This is a genomic window from Paenibacillus sp. Soil750, from assembly GCF_001428045.1.
Lineage (GTDB): Bacteria > Bacillota > Bacilli > Paenibacillales > NBRC-103111 > Paenibacillus_E > Paenibacillus_E allorhizoplanae.
This window is the reverse complement of sequence record NZ_LMSD01000010.1, coordinates 100,563-119,485: the sequence shown is the minus strand read 5'-3', so window position 1 is coordinate 119,485 and position 18,923 is coordinate 100,563. Positions and strand designations below refer to the sequence as shown.

The 18,923-nt window shown below is 45.7% G+C and carries 22 protein-coding genes and 1 other annotated feature; of the genes, 11 read left to right on the top strand and 11 right to left on the bottom strand.

Features of this window, described 5'->3' with window-relative positions; translation table 11 throughout:
* Positions 1-24 precede the first annotated feature (24 nt).
* Together ASL11_RS11000 and ASL11_RS10995 are read left to right on the top strand one after the other, a co-directional pair.
* Positions 25-1,209, top strand: coding sequence for an MFS transporter (locus ASL11_RS11000; protein ID WP_056613441.1), 1,185 nt, complete (start codon positions 25-27; stop codon positions 1,207-1,209).
* A 157-nt stretch (positions 1,210-1,366) separates the two neighbouring features.
* Complete coding sequence (locus ASL11_RS10995) at positions 1,367-1,720, top strand: toprim domain-containing protein (protein ID WP_056613439.1); 354 nt, start codon at positions 1,367-1,369, stop codon at positions 1,718-1,720.
* 10 nt (positions 1,721-1,730) lie between these two features.
* Here ASL11_RS10995 and ASL11_RS10990 read toward each other — a convergent pair whose 3' ends face one another.
* The 8 genes from ASL11_RS10990 to ASL11_RS10955 all read right to left on the bottom strand — a co-directional run bounded on the left by ASL11_RS10990 (position 1,731) and on the right by ASL11_RS10955 (position 8,546).
* Entirely contained in the window at positions 1,731-2,363 is a 633-nt protein-coding gene (locus ASL11_RS10990; protein ID WP_056613437.1) for an SCO family protein, read from the bottom strand.
* 17 nt (positions 2,364-2,380) lie between these two features.
* Entirely contained in the window at positions 2,381-3,358 is a 978-nt protein-coding gene (cyoE, locus tag ASL11_RS10985; protein ID WP_056613435.1) for a heme o synthase, read from the bottom strand.
* Positions 3,359-3,760: 402 nt separating this feature from the next.
* Complete coding sequence (locus tag ASL11_RS10980) at positions 3,761-4,615, bottom strand: urease accessory protein UreD (protein WP_056613433.1); 855 nt, start codon at positions 4,613-4,615, stop codon at positions 3,761-3,763.
* Entirely contained in the window at positions 4,608-5,270 is a 663-nt protein-coding gene (gene ureG / locus ASL11_RS10975) for an urease accessory protein UreG (protein ID WP_056613431.1), read from the bottom strand. The genes ASL11_RS10980 and ureG overlap by 8 nt, the downstream gene beginning before the upstream one ends.
* 36 nt (positions 5,271-5,306) lie before the next feature.
* Positions 5,307-6,011: an urease accessory protein UreF gene (locus tag ASL11_RS10970; RefSeq protein WP_056613429.1), complete on the bottom strand. Its 705-nt coding sequence runs from the start codon at positions 6,009-6,011 to the stop codon at positions 5,307-5,309.
* A 36-nt stretch (positions 6,012-6,047) separates the two neighbouring features.
* Positions 6,048-7,763 (bottom strand): urease subunit alpha, encoded by a 1,716-nt coding sequence (ureC, locus tag ASL11_RS10965; protein ID WP_056613427.1) that lies wholly within the window; start codon positions 7,761-7,763, stop codon positions 6,048-6,050.
* Entirely contained in the window at positions 7,744-8,127 is a 384-nt protein-coding gene (gene ureB, locus ASL11_RS10960; RefSeq protein ID WP_056613425.1) for an urease subunit beta, read from the bottom strand. Before ureB ends, ureC begins: the two co-directional genes overlap by 20 nt.
* 116 nt (positions 8,128-8,243) lie before the next feature.
* Positions 8,244-8,546 carry an urease subunit gamma gene (locus ASL11_RS10955; protein WP_056613424.1) on the bottom strand — a complete coding sequence of 101 codons (303 nt, stop codon included), beginning with the start codon at positions 8,544-8,546 and terminating at the stop codon, positions 8,244-8,246.
* Between the two features lie 283 nt (positions 8,547-8,829).
* Here ASL11_RS10955 and urtA point away from each other — a divergent pair, with 283 nt between their 5' ends.
* The 7 genes from urtA (at position 8,830) to gerQ (ending at position 15,225) form a co-directional block, all read left to right on the top strand.
* Positions 8,830-10,077 (top strand): urea ABC transporter substrate-binding protein, encoded by a 1,248-nt coding sequence (gene urtA / locus ASL11_RS10950; protein WP_056613421.1) that lies wholly within the window; start codon positions 8,830-8,832, stop codon positions 10,075-10,077.
* Positions 10,078-10,168: 91 nt separating this feature from the next.
* Entirely contained in the window at positions 10,169-11,074 is a 906-nt protein-coding gene (urtB, locus tag ASL11_RS10945) for an urea ABC transporter permease subunit UrtB (protein WP_056613419.1), read from the top strand.
* A 22-nt stretch (positions 11,075-11,096) separates the two neighbouring features.
* Positions 11,097-12,185: an urea ABC transporter permease subunit UrtC gene (gene urtC, locus ASL11_RS10940; RefSeq protein WP_056613418.1), complete on the top strand. Its 1,089-nt coding sequence runs from the start codon at positions 11,097-11,099 to the stop codon at positions 12,183-12,185.
* Between the two features lie 35 nt (positions 12,186-12,220).
* The gene (urtD, locus tag ASL11_RS10935; protein WP_056613416.1) at positions 12,221-13,012 is read left to right on the top strand and encodes an urea ABC transporter ATP-binding protein UrtD; all 792 of its coding nucleotides are present in this window, start codon (positions 12,221-12,223) and stop codon (positions 13,010-13,012) included.
* Positions 13,005-13,700: an urea ABC transporter ATP-binding subunit UrtE gene (urtE, locus tag ASL11_RS10930; protein WP_056613414.1), complete on the top strand. Its 696-nt coding sequence runs from the start codon at positions 13,005-13,007 to the stop codon at positions 13,698-13,700. Before urtD ends, urtE begins: the two co-directional genes overlap by 8 nt.
* 218 nt (positions 13,701-13,918) lie before the next feature.
* Positions 13,919-14,608: a response regulator transcription factor gene (locus ASL11_RS10925; protein WP_056613412.1), complete on the top strand. Its 690-nt coding sequence runs from the start codon at positions 13,919-13,921 to the stop codon at positions 14,606-14,608.
* Between the two features lie 164 nt (positions 14,609-14,772).
* Complete coding sequence (gerQ, locus tag ASL11_RS10920; protein ID WP_056613410.1) at positions 14,773-15,225, top strand: spore coat protein GerQ; 453 nt, start codon at positions 14,773-14,775, stop codon at positions 15,223-15,225.
* A gap of 56 nt (positions 15,226-15,281) precedes the next feature.
* Here gerQ and ASL11_RS10915 read toward each other — a convergent pair whose 3' ends face one another.
* The gene (locus tag ASL11_RS10915; RefSeq protein ID WP_056613408.1) at positions 15,282-15,581 is read right to left on the bottom strand and encodes a hypothetical protein; all 300 of its coding nucleotides are present in this window, start codon (positions 15,579-15,581) and stop codon (positions 15,282-15,284) included.
* Positions 15,582-15,706: 125 nt separating this feature from the next.
* Here ASL11_RS10915 and ASL11_RS10910 point away from each other — a divergent pair, with 125 nt between their 5' ends.
* The gene (locus ASL11_RS10910) at positions 15,707-16,690 is read left to right on the top strand and encodes a metal-dependent hydrolase (protein ID WP_056613407.1); all 984 of its coding nucleotides are present in this window, start codon (positions 15,707-15,709) and stop codon (positions 16,688-16,690) included.
* A gap of 141 nt (positions 16,691-16,831) precedes the next feature.
* Here ASL11_RS10910 and ASL11_RS10905 read toward each other — a convergent pair whose 3' ends face one another.
* Positions 16,832-17,059, bottom strand: coding sequence for an alpha/beta-type small acid-soluble spore protein (locus tag ASL11_RS10905; protein ID WP_056613405.1), 228 nt, complete (start codon positions 17,057-17,059; stop codon positions 16,832-16,834).
* Between the two features lie 152 nt (positions 17,060-17,211).
* Between ASL11_RS10905 and ASL11_RS35740 the strand changes: the two genes are divergently transcribed.
* The gene (locus ASL11_RS35740; RefSeq protein ID WP_082595379.1) at positions 17,212-17,400 is read left to right on the top strand and encodes a DUF5325 family protein; all 189 of its coding nucleotides are present in this window, start codon (positions 17,212-17,214) and stop codon (positions 17,398-17,400) included.
* Positions 17,401-17,460: 60 nt separating this feature from the next.
* On the opposite strand, the gene trpS is transcribed toward ASL11_RS35740, so the two are convergent.
* Positions 17,461-18,444 carry a tryptophan--tRNA ligase gene (gene trpS / locus ASL11_RS10900; protein WP_056613402.1) on the bottom strand — a complete coding sequence of 328 codons (984 nt, stop codon included), beginning with the start codon at positions 18,442-18,444 and terminating at the stop codon, positions 17,461-17,463.
* A gap of 74 nt (positions 18,445-18,518) precedes the next feature.
* Positions 18,519-18,789, bottom strand: a binding site (T-box leader).
* Between the last annotated feature and the right edge of the window lie 134 nt (positions 18,790-18,923).

Genomic DNA, 18,923 nt, shown 5'->3' with positions numbered 1-18,923 from the left:
CTAAAGGATCGAGGTGGTAAAACCGTGCGAACAGCCATATGGTTGTACCTATTTATGTTTGTTGCATTTTTTGATTTACACGCGCAATACCCGATTTTATCCCCTTTCGCCTTATCGCTAGGAGCTGCTCCTTCATTTATAGGGCTCATTATGGGCGTATATTCACTCACACATCTTCCTGGCAATCTCATTGCAGGCTATGGTGTAGACAAATACGGCAGTAAATTTTTCATTGTCTGTAGTTTAATTGTAGCAGGGATCATCTTACTATTTCAATCCAACGTGAAAGATCCGTGGCATCTGCTTTACATCCGTTCCATCAGTGGATTTGTACTTGCCTTCCTATCACCTGCTTGTTTATCTCTACTAGCTCGCATAGCACGTGATCGCATTCATCAAAGCAAGCTCATGGCAGGCAACGGTCTGGTCCACACCCTAGCATCCGTAGTCTCACCTGCGGCAGGTGCAGTATTAGTAGCCAAAATTGGCTTTACAACCTCTTTTTCCGTATTAGGCTGGATCCTTATTATTACAGGTATTCTTGCTATTTTCGGTGTAAAAGAGAAAGAAATGCTGTCTCACAAAGCGGACAAGTTGAGCTCTAAGGCCCTCTTAGATCCACACGGTCACCATGCATCTCAGGATATCAAAGAAGGTGATGACGGTGATGGTGTCGCTATCCCCTGGCTTTTCTTCCTCATTCCCATGGCACTCTCTTGCTCACAGGGCATTTTGTTCTTCGAGCTTCCCTTAATGCAATCGGCACGGGAGTCAATCCTTACTTCTGGCGTATTTTTCACATTAGTCAGTTTAGGCGCATTGCTTAGTATCTCATTCTGGTTTTTGAATAAAATATCACCATTTCTACGAACAATCAGCGGAAGCATCGGGCTTGCCGCAGTTTTCTTCGGATTAGCCATCCAGTGGCCAATTCCATTAACCGTATCCCTTTTCTTAATCGGCATGGCCAAAGGTGTCATTTATCCCGCACTTGCGGCTTTACTTGCCAGTATTACCAGCAGCTCTAGATATGGTCGTGTGTTTTCTTTGCTATCGATTTCTTATTCGGTCGGTGCCTTTATCGGACCCATGATGGCCGGTCAGCTTCGCGATCATATTTCCTCCTACTTCATTGCATTCTTCATCCTTATGCTAGCCCTATCACTTCTACCGCTTCGCACGTTCAAATCACCTATGTTAACTTCATAATTTCTCTTCACTAAAAAGGCTTGATGTCGTCAGGCCTTTTTCCATGTGTCACATGCTGTAAATCCTTGTCATTTCCCAGGAAATATCGCAGCTTCGCATTACTTGGATCGCCGCTCCAAACGGGGTATACTACTCTAAAAAGGAGTGAAGGTATCCCATGTCCATTGCCATTATTGTTGAGGGAAAAAATGATAAGAGTCGGTTGAAGCGAGTCGTTGATGATACTGTCATCATCCATTGTACCTTCGGCACTCCTAGTTCCATTACGCTTGACACGTTGCGAAAAAAAGTAGGCGATCTGCCTGTATATATATTCACTGACAACGATGCATCCGGCAAAAAAATCCGTTATTTGCTGCGCGATACATTTCCAGATGCCGAACACATTTATACCCGTAAGGGCTACGCAGGTGTTGAAGGCACGCCAGAAGAATATCTCATTGGGCAATTAGAAAAAGCAGGACTGGACGCGTATATTATCTACCCTGCGCCCAACCCTGCTTATGAATAATCACTTTGCGTTATTTCCCTTTTGAAAGGGTTACAACATCCTTCACGATATGATCTGCATCCAACTCTGGATTACTTGCATCATAGTAATTTCTTAGCTGACCCTTTGGATCGACGAGCAAGATCGCATTGGAATGTGAGAAATTGCCGTCTTTCTCTTTGATCACCATAATACCGAAATCTTCAGCAAGCTTATGAACCTTCGCTTCTTCACCTCGGAGGAACGTCCATCCGCCTGGAATCGGCTTCGATTCGAAGCGATTTCCGAATGCTTTTAGCACCTCTGCCGTATCCCTTACTGGATCCACAGTTATCGATAATATTTCCGCTTTGGATCCCAGTAAATCCTTTTTCTTCAATTCATCCTGCACCTGTGAAATCAAGAAACTTGTCGGTAAGCATACATCCGGACAAAAAGAGTAAAAGAAATACACGAGTCGTACTTTACCGTTCATACTTTCGGAGGTAACTGTTTTACCATCTAAATCTTGCAGTGTAAAAGAAGGCGCAGCCTTCATTGCTGTTAATCTTTCATCCGGCTTACTTCCGTTCGACACTAATTTATAAGCGAAGGATGCAATCATCGCAATTAAAATCGCACCAAGCGCTAGCTTAAACCAGTTTTTCTCCAAAAACGTCCCCATCGTTTTCGTCCCCCAGACTAAATTTTCGCTGTCGTATCAATGACCATCAAGATCGATAACAGCGTTAAATATAAAAGGGAGAACAAGAACATGCGCTTTGCCCATACAATTTCCGCTTCCCCATTTGCTTTGAAGCCTTTAACACTCATGAAAACCCACGTTAATCCAAGAATTGTTGATACGATTAAGAAGATCGTCCCTACATAACCATATGCCGTTAACATGACTGTAACTGGTACTAATAGAACGACATAACGAACCATACTAATTTTCGTTACAAAAGTTCCTCTGACTACCGGCAATAACGGGAAGCCCGCTGCACGATACTCTTCCATACGGCGAATACCAAGCGCCCAGAAATGCGGTGGCTGCCATAGGAATAAGAACAAGAAAACCAAGATCGCTCCCAAATCAATATTCCCACTAACCGCGCAATAACCGATTAGAGGTGGTACTGCTCCTGAGATCGCGCCTACGAATGTGCTCCATACCGATGTTCTTTTAAACCACGCTGTATAGATCCAAACATAAAAGAACAATCCAAGTAAACCCATTAATGTAGCTAATGGTGACTGCGCCCCTAAATAGAGAACCCCTAATCCAATCGTACCCAGAATAATTCCGAACCAAAGAACAAAATTGGCGCTTAACCGTCCACTTGGCAGTGCTCTATTCTGTGTGCGTTCCATCTTCGCATCCATCTCACGGTCCAGATAATTATTCAGTACCGTACCTCCAGCCATAACAAGTGCTGTGCCTAGCATCGTCATAATTAAATGGAGCCAGTCAACATCCCACTTGGCTGCTACCCAGTATCCAGCGAATGCTGTCATCAAATTGGAATAAATAATTCCCGGTTTCACCAGTCGGTAATATTCCTTTAAGGTCACAGGCCCATTTGCACCTTTCGTCGAGCTAGCATCTATGGCATCAGTTCCAGCTTGCCCTTGGGACGAGCCGGTTGAAACATTTTCGTAAGTGACTTGATTATCCATGTGCGTTTACCTCCTCTATGTCGAATTTCCGATCCTACATCTTAATGAACATTCTCATCATACCAACCCCTACATCATTTGACAATGAAGCACGGGCAGTTGTCATCATATTGTCGATTCTCCCTTCCAGTATGCGTGGAAAATGCACTTACCATTCGATTCCATTTTGGAATATGTGAAAAAGTTGTGAGGATTAACGCGTGGAACACCTTAACGCCCGTATCTATGCGCTCATAAAGCGATCTATCGCCACTATCCCCTTCGCTCAGGTTAGCAAACGTCCGACGATTCTGAGCTAATGGGATTGTGTCCATAAGCTTTAGCGTTAAACCTATTCCCCACCCGCAGGCAGGTTATGTGGTAAATAGAAAGAGGAGGCAGGTTATAACCTGCCTCCTCTTCCTATTTATTCACTAGCAACGGCGTTAAATCCAATAAGCTGCTGCGGATTTGATGCCATGCCTTCGTCAAGACATCTTGCAGCTCCCAGGCATGCCTTCCCATGACGTTCACAACAAGTCCATATTTGTAAGTTAGACTTGCTCCTACTCGAACCGTTTGGCCTTCCAGCTGACTTAATTTGTCCACTATGACTTCAAGGTGGCGTGGACCAAGCCGGTCTGAGAAGACAAACAGATTGCCCATATGCGTCTCGCCTTCCCAGCAACCTGGTGAAGACAGCTCCATCGTCCCTGGTTCAACACGCTGATTCTGATAGAAGATCAGCTCGCCTTCATACCAGACCTTCATCCTGTTCACATACCTTGTATAGTGAAATATCTCCCCTCGCTGTGTGCGACCGGGACAAAGGACATCGGAGAAAACCAATGTCGATCCTCTCGATAGATGTACCTCCGTTTCTGCGAATAAGTCAGCATCCTTATAGAGCATTAAAGGCTCCGGCATATACTCAAGCAACGCATCAGATTCAAGTCGAAGTATCTGATGCTGCGTACTTCCTTGATTTTCAGCCGCAGGATGCACCTTCGTGAAAGACTGGTTCGTTAGAAAAACACGTGCGCCCTCTTCAAGGCGCACGCTAATTTCATAATGATCACCGGCCATCAGCCCAGGTGAGCAATCCATCATATAAACGCCCAATTGATCCTTGGGCGCGGCACCATCTAAGCACGTTTCATTTTCATAACGAAACGTTTTGGCGATTTTGAGCGGGGAGGCATGATATTTGTGTACAAGCCGCGTGAAGCCGCTGCGCACCGCAAAATGTGCGGATATCTCCCCAGTCAGCTTAGGCATGGCTGAACTCCGTCTCCACCCAAGACACGATATCATCCACCCCTGTACCACCCATCAAGTTTGAGAAGATATAGGGACGCTCGCCGCGCATTTTTTTGGTATCGGAATCCATGACTTCTAAGCTGGCGCCGACATAAGGGGCAAGATCGATTTTGTTAATGATTAGCATATCCGAACGCATGATGCCAGGTCCGCCTTTACGAGGGATTTTCTCCCCTTGAGCCACATCAATAATATAGATGAAGCGATCCACGAGCTCCGGACTGAATGCAGCTGCCAAATTATCACCGCCACTCTCAATGAAAATAATATCGAGATTCTCAAATCGTCTCTCCAGTTCTTCAATCGCTTCGAAATTCATCGACGCATCCTCACGGATCGCCGTATGCGGACATCCACCTGTTTCTACTCCAATGATACGCTCTTCTGGCAATGCCTCAGAACTAATCAAAATACGTGCATCTTCCTTCGTATAGATGTCATTCGTAATAACTGCGATACTATAGCGGTCATTCAGCTTTCTTGCCAAGCGTTCTACTAGCGCTGTTTTGCCTGAACCTACAGGACCTCCGATCCCAATTCGCATCGGGCGATTGCGATCTGCTGCTGGCTTCTCCCATTCGTGATGATGATGATGACCGTTTCCTTGACACATAGTAATTCCTCCTCAGATATATACTTAGATTTCCTTCTATGACATAAATAAACGTGAATATAACGTTTCATGCTGCATCATAGCTAAATCAGCCGCTGGTGAATTCGTGTAAGCTTCCATTGGATCCAGATGTGAAACTCGCTGCCATTCACTTCCTGTCAAAGGAACGAGCTTCGCAAGCAGCATCTGACCTTGCGTTTGTCCAATGGACATTAGCCTGAGCGCACTATTGATACAAGTCATGATACACGTATATAGATAACCTTCAGCAGCCTGATGGAGAGGAACGCCTAAATGGTAGCTCACCCAACCATGAACAACGGGATGATTCGAGCTGCATCTCCCAACACTTACCGCATTATCGAGCGGCTGCCAATTCAGCTCCGGATACAGCGAACGTGATAATTGGAGCAATCTGCGCCCCATTTTCTGAACGCCGCTCCGCGTCTCACTCCCTACCCTCTGCACATGAAGCATGTGGTCGAGATCCCAAAGCTGCCCCAACTCCGCTCGAGGGATGTACAGATAAGCCGCTTTAATGACCATGGCATCCGAAGATGCCCAGCTTCCCGCAAGCATCGACCGAATATAGGCTTCCAGTTCGGAGATTGTCGTCAATCTCCCTTGCTGGACAAGTGTTTCCAGTCCAAAGGAGTGGGAAAACCCACCAATCGGAAGCGCCGAATCCAACAGTTGCTGATAGGCTAACCAATGGAACGGCGGATGTTCTAACGCAGTCATTGTTGTCACCTCGGTCGGGACTTTCTTCCATTCTATTTAAAATAAGAAATATAACTGTGCCATCGGCAGCTCTGTCGCAGGCTCACAGGTCACGGCTTCGCCATCAACCTTCACCTCGTAGGTTTCCGGATTCACTTCTATAGAAGGAGTTCCGTCGTTATGAATCATATCTTTCTTCGAAATGCTGCGGCAGCCTTTCACCGGCTCAATCCGCTTCTGCAATCCGAATCGCTCCCTGATTCCGCTGTCATACGCTGCCTGAGAAACGAAGGTAATCGAGCTTTGCGTCAACGCTTTCCCAAATGCAGCGAACATCGGTCTACCGAATACAGGCTGCGGTGTTGGGATGGATGCGTTCGGATCTCCCATTTGGGCATAAGCAATGCTGCCGCCTTTAAGGACGAGATCCGGCTTCACACCGAAAAACATCGGACTCCAAACGACCAAATCTGCGAATTTACCTGGTTCAATCGACCCTACCAGATGCGAGATACCGTGGGTAATCGCTGGATTTATTGTATATTTCGCCATGTAGCGTTTGATTCGAAAATTATCATTGTCTTCGGTATCGGGAGCTAGCGGTCCGCGCTGTTTTTTCATTTTATCCGCCGTTTGCCACGTTCGAATAATGACCTCACCCACTCGCCCCATCGCCTGTGAATCGGAGCTCAGCATACTGAACACGCCTAGGTCATGCAGAATATCCTCCGCTGCAATCGTCTCAGGGCGAATCCGAGAATCGGCGAAAGCGACATCTTCCGGAATTCGACTATCCAAGTGATGGCATACCATCAACATATCCAAATGTTCTTCGATTGTATTGATCGTGTACGGGCGTGTCGGATTTGTCGAGGAGGGCAGAACATTCAGCTCAGCGGCCGCTCGGATAATATCCGGTGCATGACCGCCACCCGCTCCCTCGGTATGATACGTATGAATGGTACGTCCTTTGATCGCTGCAAGCGTATCCTCAAGAAATCCCGCTTCATTTAATGTATCCGTATGAATCGCTACTTGCACATCATAACGATCTGCCGCTTCCAAGCACATGTCGATTGCTGCAGGCGTTGTTCCCCAATCCTCATGAAGCTTCAAACCAATTGCGCCAGCTTCAATTTGTTCCGTCAGAGGCTCCAAGAAGGAAGAGTTCCCTTTGCCGGTAAAGCCCAGATTCATCGGAAATGCTTCGGCTGCCTCCAACATCCGCTGCATGTGCCATGCACCAGGTGTGCAGGTTGTTGCATTCGTGCCTGTTGCTGGCCCTGTACCACCGCCGATCATCGTCGTCACACCTGAGGAAAGCGCAGTTTCAATTTGCTGCGGACAAATGAAATGGATATGCGCGTCGATGCCGCCAGCCGTTATAATTTTACCCTCACCTGCAATAACCTCGGTACTCGCACCTACGATCATATTCGGATGCACGCCATCCATAATATCCGGGTTGCCTGCTTTGCCAATAGCAACAATATGACCATCCCGAATACCGATATCACCTTTGACAATGCCCCAATGATCAATAATGACAGCATTCGTTATTAAGGTATCTAGAACACCCTGTGCACGGGTCGCACCGCTAGATTGTCCCATGCCGTCACGGATGACTTTCCCACCGCCAAATTTACATTCATCCCCGTATACGGTGTAATCATGTTCGATTTGCGCCCAGAGCTCTGTGTCTGCCAATCGAATGGCATCGCCTGTTGTAGGGCCAAACATCAGTGCATAGTTCTTACGATCTATTCGACTCACCGAGCATCCCCTCCCAAGTCTGCCATCTAGCTTTTGTTTCGGCCGGCATTTTGTCTTTTACCGCTAATCCTTGACTCAAATTGTTAAGTCCGTAGCTCAATTTGGCTCCGCCTAATTCGACAAGTTGAACCGGTTTCTGCTCACCAGGTTCGAAACGAACTGCCGTTCCTGCTGGAATGTCTAGGCGCATGCCAAAGGCTAGCTCTCTTGAAAAATCCAACCCTCGATTAACTTCAAAAAAATGAAAATGCGACCCCACTTGAACCGGTCGATCTCCTGTATTCGTAACGATGATTTCTATTGTCTGTCTGAGGGCATTCATTTCTATATAACCTTTGGCTGTTCGATATTCACCGGGAACCATGTGCTCGCCCCTTTCATGAAAATATAAGAATTAATATGTTTCACACAATAAGTTGGCTTAATTTCTAGATAAACGCATCCGTCCTAAGAGGACGGTGTAGCCGTTTATTTCGGTAATTAAGTAATAGGTTCATGTACGGTAACTAATTTGGTTCCATCGGGGAACGTGGCTTCCACTTGCACTTCGTGAATCATTTGAGGCACACCTTCCATTACTTGATCTGCCTTCAATATAGTCGTACCGAATGCCATGAGCTGTGCGACCGTCAAGCCATCCCTTGCACCTTCCATAATCTCGGAAGTCAACAGAGCAATACTTTCTGGATAATTCAGCTTTAAGCCTCTGGCAAGCCTTCGTCTAGCTAAGTCAGCAGCTACGGTAATGAGTAACTTCTCTTTCTCTCTTTCCGTTAAATGCACGTTTCTCACCTCATCTAAATCCGAATAATGGCAATCCTTTACACTCATTATATTCGTGTATTTCACGATTGTAAATCTTTAATGTTATGTATATTGACATAAAAATCGTATTAAATGAACAAATATTTCGTCTTCATGTGATTTTTACAAGAATTTCACGTGGTTTTGTGCATTTTCACCAAATAATATTTAATTAGTGTCATGTATGTTGACATTGACTTGTATCGCCATTTATCATAAGCCATGTAATCCAAATCTTGTAAGGCAAGGGAGTGGGACGTGAATGAGAGAGATAAGAAACAAAGGTAAGCTTACAGTTGCACTAAGTATGGCTTTGATGTTAGTAGCGGCCGGCTGTGCGAAGACAGAATCTACCACCTCTACGACGACTGCACCTGTGGCTTCAACATCTGGCGATACCGTACCAGTGGGTATTCTTCACTCACTAACAGGTACAATGTCCATCAGTGAGGTATCTGTTCGAGATGCTGAGCTCATGGCGATTGATGAAATTAATGCAGCTGGGGGACTATTGGGCAAGAAGATTAAACCCGTGATCGAAGATGGGGCATCGGATTGGCCAACTTTTGCAGAGAAGACAAAGAAGCTCCTGCAAAAAGACAGCGTAGTAACAATTTTCGGTTGTTGGACATCGGCTAGCCGTAAAGCAGTACTACCGGTTGTCGAGCAAAACAAAGGATTACTGTGGTACCCGGTACAGTATGAAGGTGTAGAATCCTCACCTAACATCTTCTACATCGGTGCAACAACGAACCAACAAATCATCCCCGCAGTAACATGGCTTCTACAAAACAAAGGCAAGAAATTCTTCCTCCTTGGTTCCGACTACGTCTTCCCTAGAACAGCCAACAAAATTATTAAAGAGCAGTTGAAAGCGGATGGCGGAACATTGGTTGCTGAAGAATATACACCGCTTGGACACACGGACTACAATACAATCATTAGTAAGATTAAAAAGGAAAAACCAGACGTTGTCTTCAACACATTGAACGGTGATAGTAACGTTGCTTTCTTCAAGCAGCTGAAAGATGCTGGAATTTCGGCTAAAGATTTAACAACTATGTCCGTGAGTATTGCCGAAGAAGAAGTCCGTGGTATCGGTGCTTCCGTTCTCGATGGTCACTACACAGCATGGAATTACTATCAAACAACAGATACACCTGAAAACAAGAAGTTCGTTGAGGCTTACAAAGCCAAATACGGTAAGGACCGCGTAACGGATGATCCAATTGAAGCTGGGTACACTGCTGTGTATCTGTGGGCTGAAGCTGTGAAAAAAGCAGGTTCCTTTGATGTAGAGAAAGTAAAAGCAGCAGCCAAAGGAATCGAGTGGAATTCACCTGAAGGTAAAGTCACCATTGATGGTGAGAATCAACATATTTACAAAACAGCACGTATCGGCCAAATTACAGCAGATGGCCAAATCAAAGAAATTTGGAATTCTGGTAAAGCACTCAAACCAGATCCATTCCTCAAAACATACCCTTGGGGCACAGAAGTAACGAAATAATCCTTACAAGTTGGTACTCAGAAACCAGGACTGCTTAACCGCAGTCCTGGATTTCATCATTTTACTCCCACTTCAGAAAGGAGATGTTGCCATGAGTTTGCTGCTGCTCCAAATATTTAACGGACTCAGCTTAAGTTCCATTCTGCTTTTGATCGCAATCGGTCTCGCCATTACCTTCGGTCTCATGAACGTCATGAATATGGCGCACGGCGAATTTATTATGATCGGTGCTTATATGGCCTACCTCGTACAGAAATGGTTTCAATCGTATATGCCCGCTTCTGCATTCGGCTGGTATTTCGTCGTTTCACTCGGCGTCGCCTTTGTCGTTGCTTTCGCCATAGGCTGGCTACTCGAAGTTGTACTCATTCGCTTCATGTACGGCAGACCGTTGGATAGCCTACTCGCTACCTGGGGCGTTTCCCTTGCCTTACAGCAAATTGCGCGATCCATCTTCGGCGCTCCTAACGTCGCTGTGAAAGCACCACAATGGCTAGAAGGCGGATGGCATGTAACGGCAGACTTAATTCTTCCATATAAGAGACTCTTTATCATTGGGCTTGTGGCATTATGCATCTTGATTATCTATCTGTATCTCTATCACTCTGCTGGCGGAAGACGCATGAGAGCGGTTATGCAAAATCGCCAAATGGCTTCATGTTTAGGAATATCTACCCGTAGAGTTGATGCCCAATCCTTCGCTTTCGGATCCGCTATGGCAGGTATCGCCGGTTGTGCCCTATCTTTACTTGGACCGATCGGGCCCACAATTGGGACCTATTATATTGTAGATGCCTTCATGGTCGTCGTACTTGGCGGAATCGGCAAGCTAATCGGCACTGTAGCTGGTGCGTTAGGAATCGGCGTATTCAATACAGCATTGGAATATACAACCAGCGCTACACTCGGTAAGGTACTTGTATTTACACTGATCATCGCCTTCCTACAATGGAAACCAATGGGACTTGTAACGATGCGTTCGAGATCCTTAGATTGAAGAAAGGATGTGACTACCATCTATGCTTTTTGCCAAACAATCTAAGCTCAAACTAACCATCTATGGGATCTGCCTACTACTCATCGCGCTTGCCCCCCTATTCTTGTCTGACTTTCGTTTATCCTTACTCGGCAAATTCCTGGCTTATGCCATTATCGCGATCGGAATTGATTTAATCTGGGGATATACCGGCATTTTGAGCCTTGGTCATGGCGTTTATTTCGGTCTCGGCGCTTATTGTATGGCCATGCACTTGAAGCTGGCCTCCACGCCAAATCAATTGCCTGATTTCATGTCCTGGAGTGGTGTCAAAAGCTTGCCGTGGTTCTGGGTGCCGTTCCACAGTGCCGCGGCCGCGTTCCTATTAGCGCTCATTGTACCGATGATCGTCGCCTTCATCCTTGGATATTTCACGTTCCGCAATCGGATCAAAGGCGCATTCTTCTCCATTTTATCCCAAGCCTTAGTCATCATTACGGTGACGCTCTTCGTTGGGCAGCAAGGTTATACAGGCGGGACGAATGGTTTGACGAATTTTACGACCTTTCTCGGTCTGAATCTACAGTCACAATCAACAAAGCTGCTGTTTTTCTATCTCACTTTAGCTGTCGTACTCGTCGTGTTGATCCTTAGCACGATGCTAGTGACTAGCAGACTTGGCAACATTCTCACAGCCATTCGTGATGGTGAGAATCGGGTGCGTTTCATTGGCTATAATCCCGTTACGTATAAGGTATTTATCTACTGCCTCTCCGCAGGGTTAGCTGGGCTTGCCGGCGTGCTCTTCGTACTTCAAGAAGGGATTATCTCCCCTGCACAAATGGGTATTGTACCATCTATTGAAATGGTGCTATGGGTAGCCATTGGCGGTCGTTCAACAATTGGCGGAGCTGTTCTTGGAGCATTAGTTACGAATGCAGCTAAAACAACCTTTAGCGAAGCCTATCCGGCTTGGTGGCCCATCATGCTTGGCGCCATGTTCATCGTCGTTGTTCTTTTACTACCGAAGGGAATCGTTGGCACATTGACCCACTATTTCTCTAATTGGAAAAGAGACAGAAAACAGCATCCGAAGCAGATCTCTACATCGCAAGAAGTCATAGAAACTTAACCGAGCTTATGCAAACCGGAAAGGGGAACATTTCAATGCTAGGACAATTAGCGAAACAACAACCGACAACTGACGAGACAATCCTGAGCGTCAAGGGACTTGAGGTGAACTTCGACGGTTTCAAAGCCTTACGAAATCTTGATTTCTCGTTAAAACAAGGAGAACTCCGCTTCCTTATCGGTCCGAATGGTGCAGGCAAAACAACGCTGCTTGATGTCATTTGCGGCAAAGTAAAGCCTTCCCAAGGCCACGTCATATTCAAGGATTCGATTGATCTCACCAAGCATCAAGAGCACCAAATTGCTCAGCTTGGGATTGGACGCAAATTCCAGGCGCCTACCGTTTTCTCGACTTTGACAGTGTTTGAAAATTTGGCGCTATCCATGAAGCAGCAGCGCGGCCTTCTCAGCGCGCTTTGGGCCAAAACCACAAGTGAACAAAGAGAACGACTTCACCTCAGACTTGATATGATCGGTCTGCAAACTAAAGCCAAAGAACGTGCAGGCTCCCTCTCCCATGGGGAGAAGCAGTGGCTTGAAATCGGCATGCTGCTCATGCAAGAGCCTGATCTCTTGCTGCTCGATGAGCCCGCTGCTGGCATGACGGATAGTGAAACAGAGAAGACAGGGGAGCTGCTCCATGAAATTGCAGCGAATCAAACGATTATCGTCGTTGAGCACGACATGGCTTTCGTACGCCAATTCGCTAGAATGGTAACAGTTCTCCATGAAGGAACTGTCCTGCGCGAAGGCACCATGCAAGAGATTCAGAATGACGATAAAGTGGCGGAAGTCTACCTCGGAAGGAGAGTTGAACGCGGTGCTTAAACTACAAGGTATAGAGTCCGGCTATGGCGAAAGTATGGTCATCCGTAACGTCAACCTCGAAGTAAGACCTGGTCAGATCGTTTGTCTAATGGGGCGCAATGGGGTTGGAAAATCAACATTAATGAAAAGCATTATGGGACTCATTAAGCCCCGATCGGGTTCCATTCAGTACTCAGATGCTGACATCACTTCATCTTCACCAGATCGCCGTGCCAAGTCAGGCATTGGCTATGTACCACAGGGCAGGGAAATATTTCCCCAGCTATCTGTCGAAGAGAATCTTTTATTAGGCTTAGAAGCCTCATCCGATCGTCGCAAGAAATTACCGGATACGATCTTCGATACGTTTCCCGTCCTTCGACAAATGCTCCATCGCAAAGGAGGGGACCTCAGTGGCGGTCAACAGCAGCAATTAGCTATCGCACGGGCATTAGCTCCAGGACCTAAACTATTGCTCCTGGATGAACCTATGGAGGGGATACAGCCATCTATCGTCATGGAGATTGAGGCGATCATTGAAACGATTAAGCGCAATCGCGAAATTGCCGTTCTCTTAGTAGAGCAAAGCTTAGAATTCGCTACAAGCATCGCTGATTACTACTATGTACTTGACCGCGGCACCATTGCTGCCGAAGGGAAAGCAGAGCATCTGAGCGAAGATCTCGTCCGGAAGCATTTGACGGTATGATCGTTCTCATCCTTACTCCCCCAAACCGAATGAAGCTGACTAACTTGACCTAAAGATTGAAGGTTCAAGTAAAGATCAGCTTCTTTTCTCTGTTTAAAAATAAGTTAAAACTGGACGTCACAAAATGGATAGGATAACATGTCATATAGATAGGATCGATTTTTGCGGGAAGGCATATCGAGCACCTAGCCTTTTAAAGGAAAAGGAGGGGAACCTGTATGTCCAAAATTTTAATCATCGAAGACGATTTAAGTATCGGTGAAATGATGTCCATTTACTTATACGAAGATGGCTATGAAGTGAAACGAGCAGAGAACGGCCGACAAGGCGAGGTCTTATTCCGGGATTTTCAACCTGATATGATTATTCTTGATCTTATGCTGCCTGATATGGATGGGATTCAGCTGTGTACAACAATTCGTCAGACTTCAAACATACCGATCTTGATGGTATCCGCCAAGAACGAAGTTTCGGATCGTGTGAAGGGCCTTCAAACAGGTGCTGATGACTATTTATGCAAACCATTTTCGATGAGAGAGCTATCAGCCAGAATACAAGCCTTATTTCGACGTTCCAACGCCTACCCTTCACAGGCACAATCGCCATCTGACGTGCTTGATCCCCTAGGGATCCACTTGGATTTAGAAAAGCGCTGCCTATATGTTAACGGCAGGAATATCGAGACAACCTTCTCCGAATACGAAATTATGAAGCTTTTCTGGCAAAATCAAGGCAGGGTTTACAGTCGAGAAGAATTGTTAAATCGTGTTCGCGGCTTTGATTCCCAGGTAACTGAGCGTGCAATCGATGTACATATCGCCAACCTTCGCAAAAAAATCGAGGATGATCCTAAAGAACCCAAGCACGTCAAGACGGTGTGGGGTGTCGGTTATAAATTTCTACTTTGATAAAGCTCCTTCGGGAGCTTTTTTGTTTTATAAAATGCCCACAAATTCGTCACCAATTAGGCAGAAGCACAATATGATGATTATGGAAAATGACCTTTTCGATCGCTCAAACACATTTATGAAGAAAGCTTTCGTATGGAAAGCTCAAGGAGGAAATTATCATCATGTTGAATAACCCCTACAAAATAGGTAATCAAGCAATGCCGCAAATGCAATATGGTAATCCGTATCCAGCTTACCCCGTTCCAACTGCAATTACGAATAAAGTTGTTCCCCAAACACCAGCCGGATCTGTCCTCACACCATCAGGAAGCGGTTTACAAACAGGCGTGAATGTACCGGGACTTCCAGCATTTGAAGAATCGTATATCGAAAATATTCTTCGTTTGAACCTTGGTAAAATGGCAACCATCTATATGACATATGAAAACAACTCCGAGTGGAACGCCAAAATTTTCAAAGGAAGATTAGAAGCCGCAGGAAGAGATCATATCATTATCAGTGATCCTGTTACTGGCATGCGTTTCCTATTACTTATGGTGAATTTGGATTACATTACATTTGATGAAGAACTCAATTACACCTACCCCTTCCGGGGCGGAGCACTCTCCAGATAATAACTGAATCGCATAAGAAAGCCGTTGCTCGTATAGAGAGCAGCGGTTTTTTTGTTTTAAGAATACGTAGCTGGTGAGAAATGCCACATGTGCAATTTTGGGATGCCGCCTTTGATCCATTGCTCCCAATCGCCATGCTGCCCATCACGCAATCGTTCAACGTTCAATCGTTCCTCCTTCATGCTCAGGTAGTCTTCATACGTTACATCATGCCAAATTTCTACATAAAGTCCTTCTTGATCGGTCCCCTCCAATAGCTCCAAACGCCCTTCCCGCAGCTGTTGTCCTTGCATATAGATGAGAAAAGAAGCTCGAAATTCCGGTTTTATGGCATACTCTACAAAAACTTTAGACATTTTTAGATCTCCTTCTGATTTATTTTTTGCTCTAAAATGGTAAACTAAGAGCAAGATGTAAATTTGACCCCTCAGCTCAGATACAGAAGAAACCATGTGTACAGAACACTTAGGAGGATAACCAGTTGGATACAGGCACTCATCTCGTCATTGGTTTAGGATTAGCAGGGCTCTCGCAAATCGATCCTAGTATTTCCGCAAATACGGCAGCAACAACTGCTGTTTTCATTGGAACTGTCGTCGGCTCTCAGATTCCCGATATTGATGGACTGCTACGATTCAAGGGCAATGCCCTCTATATTCGCAATCATCGTGGTCGCTCACATTCATTGCCCGCCCTTCCCTTGTGGACGTTGTTGATTACTGGTGCTCTTGCGCCATTTTTCCACGGCATATCCTTCCTGCATCTCGCTATGTGGATCGGTATCGCGGTTTGCGTTCATGTGTTCACCGACTGTTTCAATACTTATGGTACGCAAGCTATTCGACCTTTTTCGGAAAAATGGGTGTCATGGAACATCATTCACATCTTTGATCCTTTCATATTCACAAGTCACATTGCCGCGATCTTCATGTGGTCCTTCCATCTAGCGAAGCCGCAGCTGATTTTCCCTACCTTATACGGCTTACTTGCGTTGTACTACATTTGGCGAACTCTGGACCATGCTATTATTGAAAAAGGTCTCTATCGCAAAGATGCTACTTATCAGCCCGGCGATAAATATACCCTTATTGTAACATTCAACCTCTATGTCTGGAATGTTGTGAAAGAGTGCATAGACGGAACCTACCAATTAGGCGAACTCAAAAATGGCAAGCTAAAATGGCTGGACACCATCACCTGCTCTGACCACCCCGCCGTCGAGGTTTCCAAGCAGCACGAGGACATCCAAGCGCTGCTCTATTTCTCCTCTTTCACCTGTGCTGAGGTCAAAGAACATCGGTGGGGCTATGAAGTCCGATGGGCGGACGTACGCTACCGTCATCGCAAGCAATTCCCGTTCGTCGGCGTGATTCGGATGGACCGCAATTTCCAAACGCTTGATTCTTATGTAGGCTGGGTGAACGATACGAAACTTGAGAAGAAGTTGAAAGTTGATCTTTATTAAAATGAGGCCCTTGCATGGTTGCAGGGGCCTTCTTTTTCGTAGCTTCGCTTACCACACGCACCAAAAGCCCAGGAGCTATTTAGGCTCCTGGGCTTTATTATTACTTAATTCGGGTATGCTAGTACGGATACAAGTATCTAATTAACGGAAATTAGAACCAGATTGCCCCGCTAGCGTTTGCTCGGCGATTTGTACCAACCGGCGAGTAATCGCACCACCAATGGAACCAGTGTCACGGGTTGCCATGTTTCCATAGTAACCGTCTTGAGGAATTTGAATGCCCAGCTCTTGAGCTACCTCATATTTCAATTGGTCTAGAGCTTGATTGGCTTGCGGAACTACCAGTGTGTTGCTACGAGATTGTGCCATCAGGATCGTACTCCTTTCAGTCAGCTATAATCTTTGATGTATTTGCAAGCTTGCAAAGATAGTATGTGGAGGAAATGAATTTATATGCACAGCGCTAAAAAAAGTTTAATATAAGAAGATGTCATGAACTTCAAGAAAGTAGGTCGCCTATTTTGAGTAAACCACTTGCTCTCCTATTCGCAGTTGTTGGGACGCTGCTGCTCGCTTGCATTTCCCTATTCATCGCTCTACGCGAGCCGTGGATGGTGCTTCTCTTCTCCCTCATTTCGTTAGGGTTTATCGGTTACGGCTTTGTAACAAAAGCCAAAATGCGTCGTCGGAAAAACACACCTTCTGAATGAACAAAAAGCTCAAATCCTCTGTTAGTGGGATTTGAGCTTTTTGTATGTGTAGAGATGCGCTTAGCGAACAATAAAGCCCATCCGTTTCTTTACTTCAAGCAGCGTTTGATTCGCCACTTCGGCAGCTTCGTCCGCACCTTTTTTCAAAATGTCAAAAATAGCTCCCGAACTGCGAATCTCACGATAGCGCTGTTGGATCGGCTCCAGAACAGAAACGATGTGTTCGGCCAGTTCCTTTTTGAAAGGACCATAACCCTGCCCGTCATACCTGACCTCAATCTCCGCTAAACTCATCTCCGCAAAGTGAGAATAAATCGACATTAAGTTACTAACCTCAGGTTTATTCTGAGGATCATACTTCACTTCACGCCCAGAATCCGTAACAGCACGACTAAGCTTCTTACGAATGACATCTGGCTCGTCGAGCATCGCAATGTAACTGCCGGCATTCGGACTGCTCTTGCTCATCTTCTTGGAAGCATCATCTAGTGACATAATACGGGCGCCTACCTCAGGCATATAGGGCTGTGGCATTGTAAACATATCGCCGAAACGGTTATTAAATCGGTTAGCCAGATCACGCGTCAGTTCCAGATGTTGTTTCTGATCGTCTCCAACTGGAATAAGATCTGCGTTATATAACAAGATGTCAGCCGCCATCAGAGATGGATACGTGAATAGTCCTGCACCGACTGATTCTTTCCCTTCGGACTTATCTTTAAATTGTGTCATGCGCTCAAGCTCGCCCATATGCGTCAGTGTCGTCATAATCCAGCCTAACTCCGCATGTGCGTGAACATGGGACTGTAGGAAGACAGAAGCCTTATTCGGATCTAGTCCCGAAGCAATGTATAAAGAAGCGATGGACTCCGTTTGTTCCCGCAGCGCGGCTGGATCTTGCGGTACTGTGATCGCATGCATATCGACCACCATGAAATAACAGCGATGAAGTTCTTGCAGCTTCACAAAGTTGCGAAGCGCACCAATATAATTGCCAATCGTCAGCTGACCGCTGGATTGCATGCCAGATAATACACGTTTCATTCCAAATACCTCCAATGATTTTTCACTATTTCTCATTCGTATCGCTAAAAAAGACAACAAAAAAGCCTCCCTCCGCAAGGGACGAGAGACCGTGGTACCACCCTAATTTGTCTACCTACATAACCGTAGTTATGTGCATGTAAACCTTCAGGCTCTGATAACGGAGAGCTACCGTTAAGCATAATTAACTGTGGTTTTAATCCGGCCTAGGTTCCGGTGATTCTACACAGTGTTCAGCTTCAAGCTCAAGGATCCATTCGGTCTGCTTGTTTCACCGGTTCGCACCTACCACCGGCTCTCTGAGAAACGGGAGACAAACGTACTTGTTCCTATCATCGCAATTGATTTCCTATTATTATACACGCTTAAGTATCAATGTCAATCAAGGACATTGTCCTAGATAGCCCAGCATGTACATAGGATAGTTACATACCAATTCCTTCGGCAAAGGGGTGTCACTGTATTGTCCTCAACTCTAT

Bases quoted from the DNA above. Each gene is read 5' to 3' on its own strand.
- ureB (WP_056613425.1), bottom strand. From the start codon at position 8,127: ATGGTTCCCGGTGAATATCGAACAGCCAAAGGTTATATAGAAATGAAT.
- ASL11_RS10970 (WP_056613429.1), bottom strand. From the start codon at position 6,011: ATGACTGCGTTAGAACATCCGCCGTTCCATTGGTTAGCCTATCAGCAA.
- trpS (WP_056613402.1), bottom strand. From the start codon at position 18,444: ATGAAACGTGTATTATCTGGCATGCAATCCAGCGGTCAGCTGACGATT.
- urtD (WP_056613416.1), top strand. From the start codon at position 12,221: ATGCTAGGACAATTAGCGAAACAACAACCGACAACTGACGAGACAATC.
- urtA (WP_056613421.1), top strand. From the start codon at position 8,830: ATGAGAGAGATAAGAAACAAAGGTAAGCTTACAGTTGCACTAAGTATG.
- gerQ (WP_056613410.1), top strand. From the start codon at position 14,773: ATGTTGAATAACCCCTACAAAATAGGTAATCAAGCAATGCCGCAAATG.
- urtC (WP_056613418.1), top strand. From the start codon at position 11,097: ATGCTTTTTGCCAAACAATCTAAGCTCAAACTAACCATCTATGGGATC.
- cyoE (WP_056613435.1), bottom strand. From the start codon at position 3,358: ATGGATAATCAAGTCACTTACGAAAATGTTTCAACCGGCTCGTCCCAA.
- ASL11_RS10990 (WP_056613437.1), bottom strand. From the start codon at position 2,363: ATGGGGACGTTTTTGGAGAAAAACTGGTTTAAGCTAGCGCTTGGTGCG.
- ASL11_RS10925 (WP_056613412.1), top strand. From the start codon at position 13,919: ATGTCCAAAATTTTAATCATCGAAGACGATTTAAGTATCGGTGAAATG.
- urtB (WP_056613419.1), top strand. From the start codon at position 10,169: ATGAGTTTGCTGCTGCTCCAAATATTTAACGGACTCAGCTTAAGTTCC.
- ASL11_RS10905 (WP_056613405.1), bottom strand. From the start codon at position 17,059: ATGGCACAATCTCGTAGCAACACACTGGTAGTTCCGCAAGCCAATCAA.
- ASL11_RS10980 (WP_056613433.1), bottom strand. From the start codon at position 4,615: ATGCCTAAGCTGACTGGGGAGATATCCGCACATTTTGCGGTGCGCAGC.
- ASL11_RS10995 (WP_056613439.1), top strand. From the start codon at position 1,367: ATGTCCATTGCCATTATTGTTGAGGGAAAAAATGATAAGAGTCGGTTG.
- ureG (WP_056613431.1), bottom strand. From the start codon at position 5,270: ATGTGTCAAGGAAACGGTCATCATCATCATCACGAATGGGAGAAGCCA.
- ASL11_RS10915 (WP_056613408.1), bottom strand. From the start codon at position 15,581: ATGTCTAAAGTTTTTGTAGAGTATGCCATAAAACCGGAATTTCGAGCT.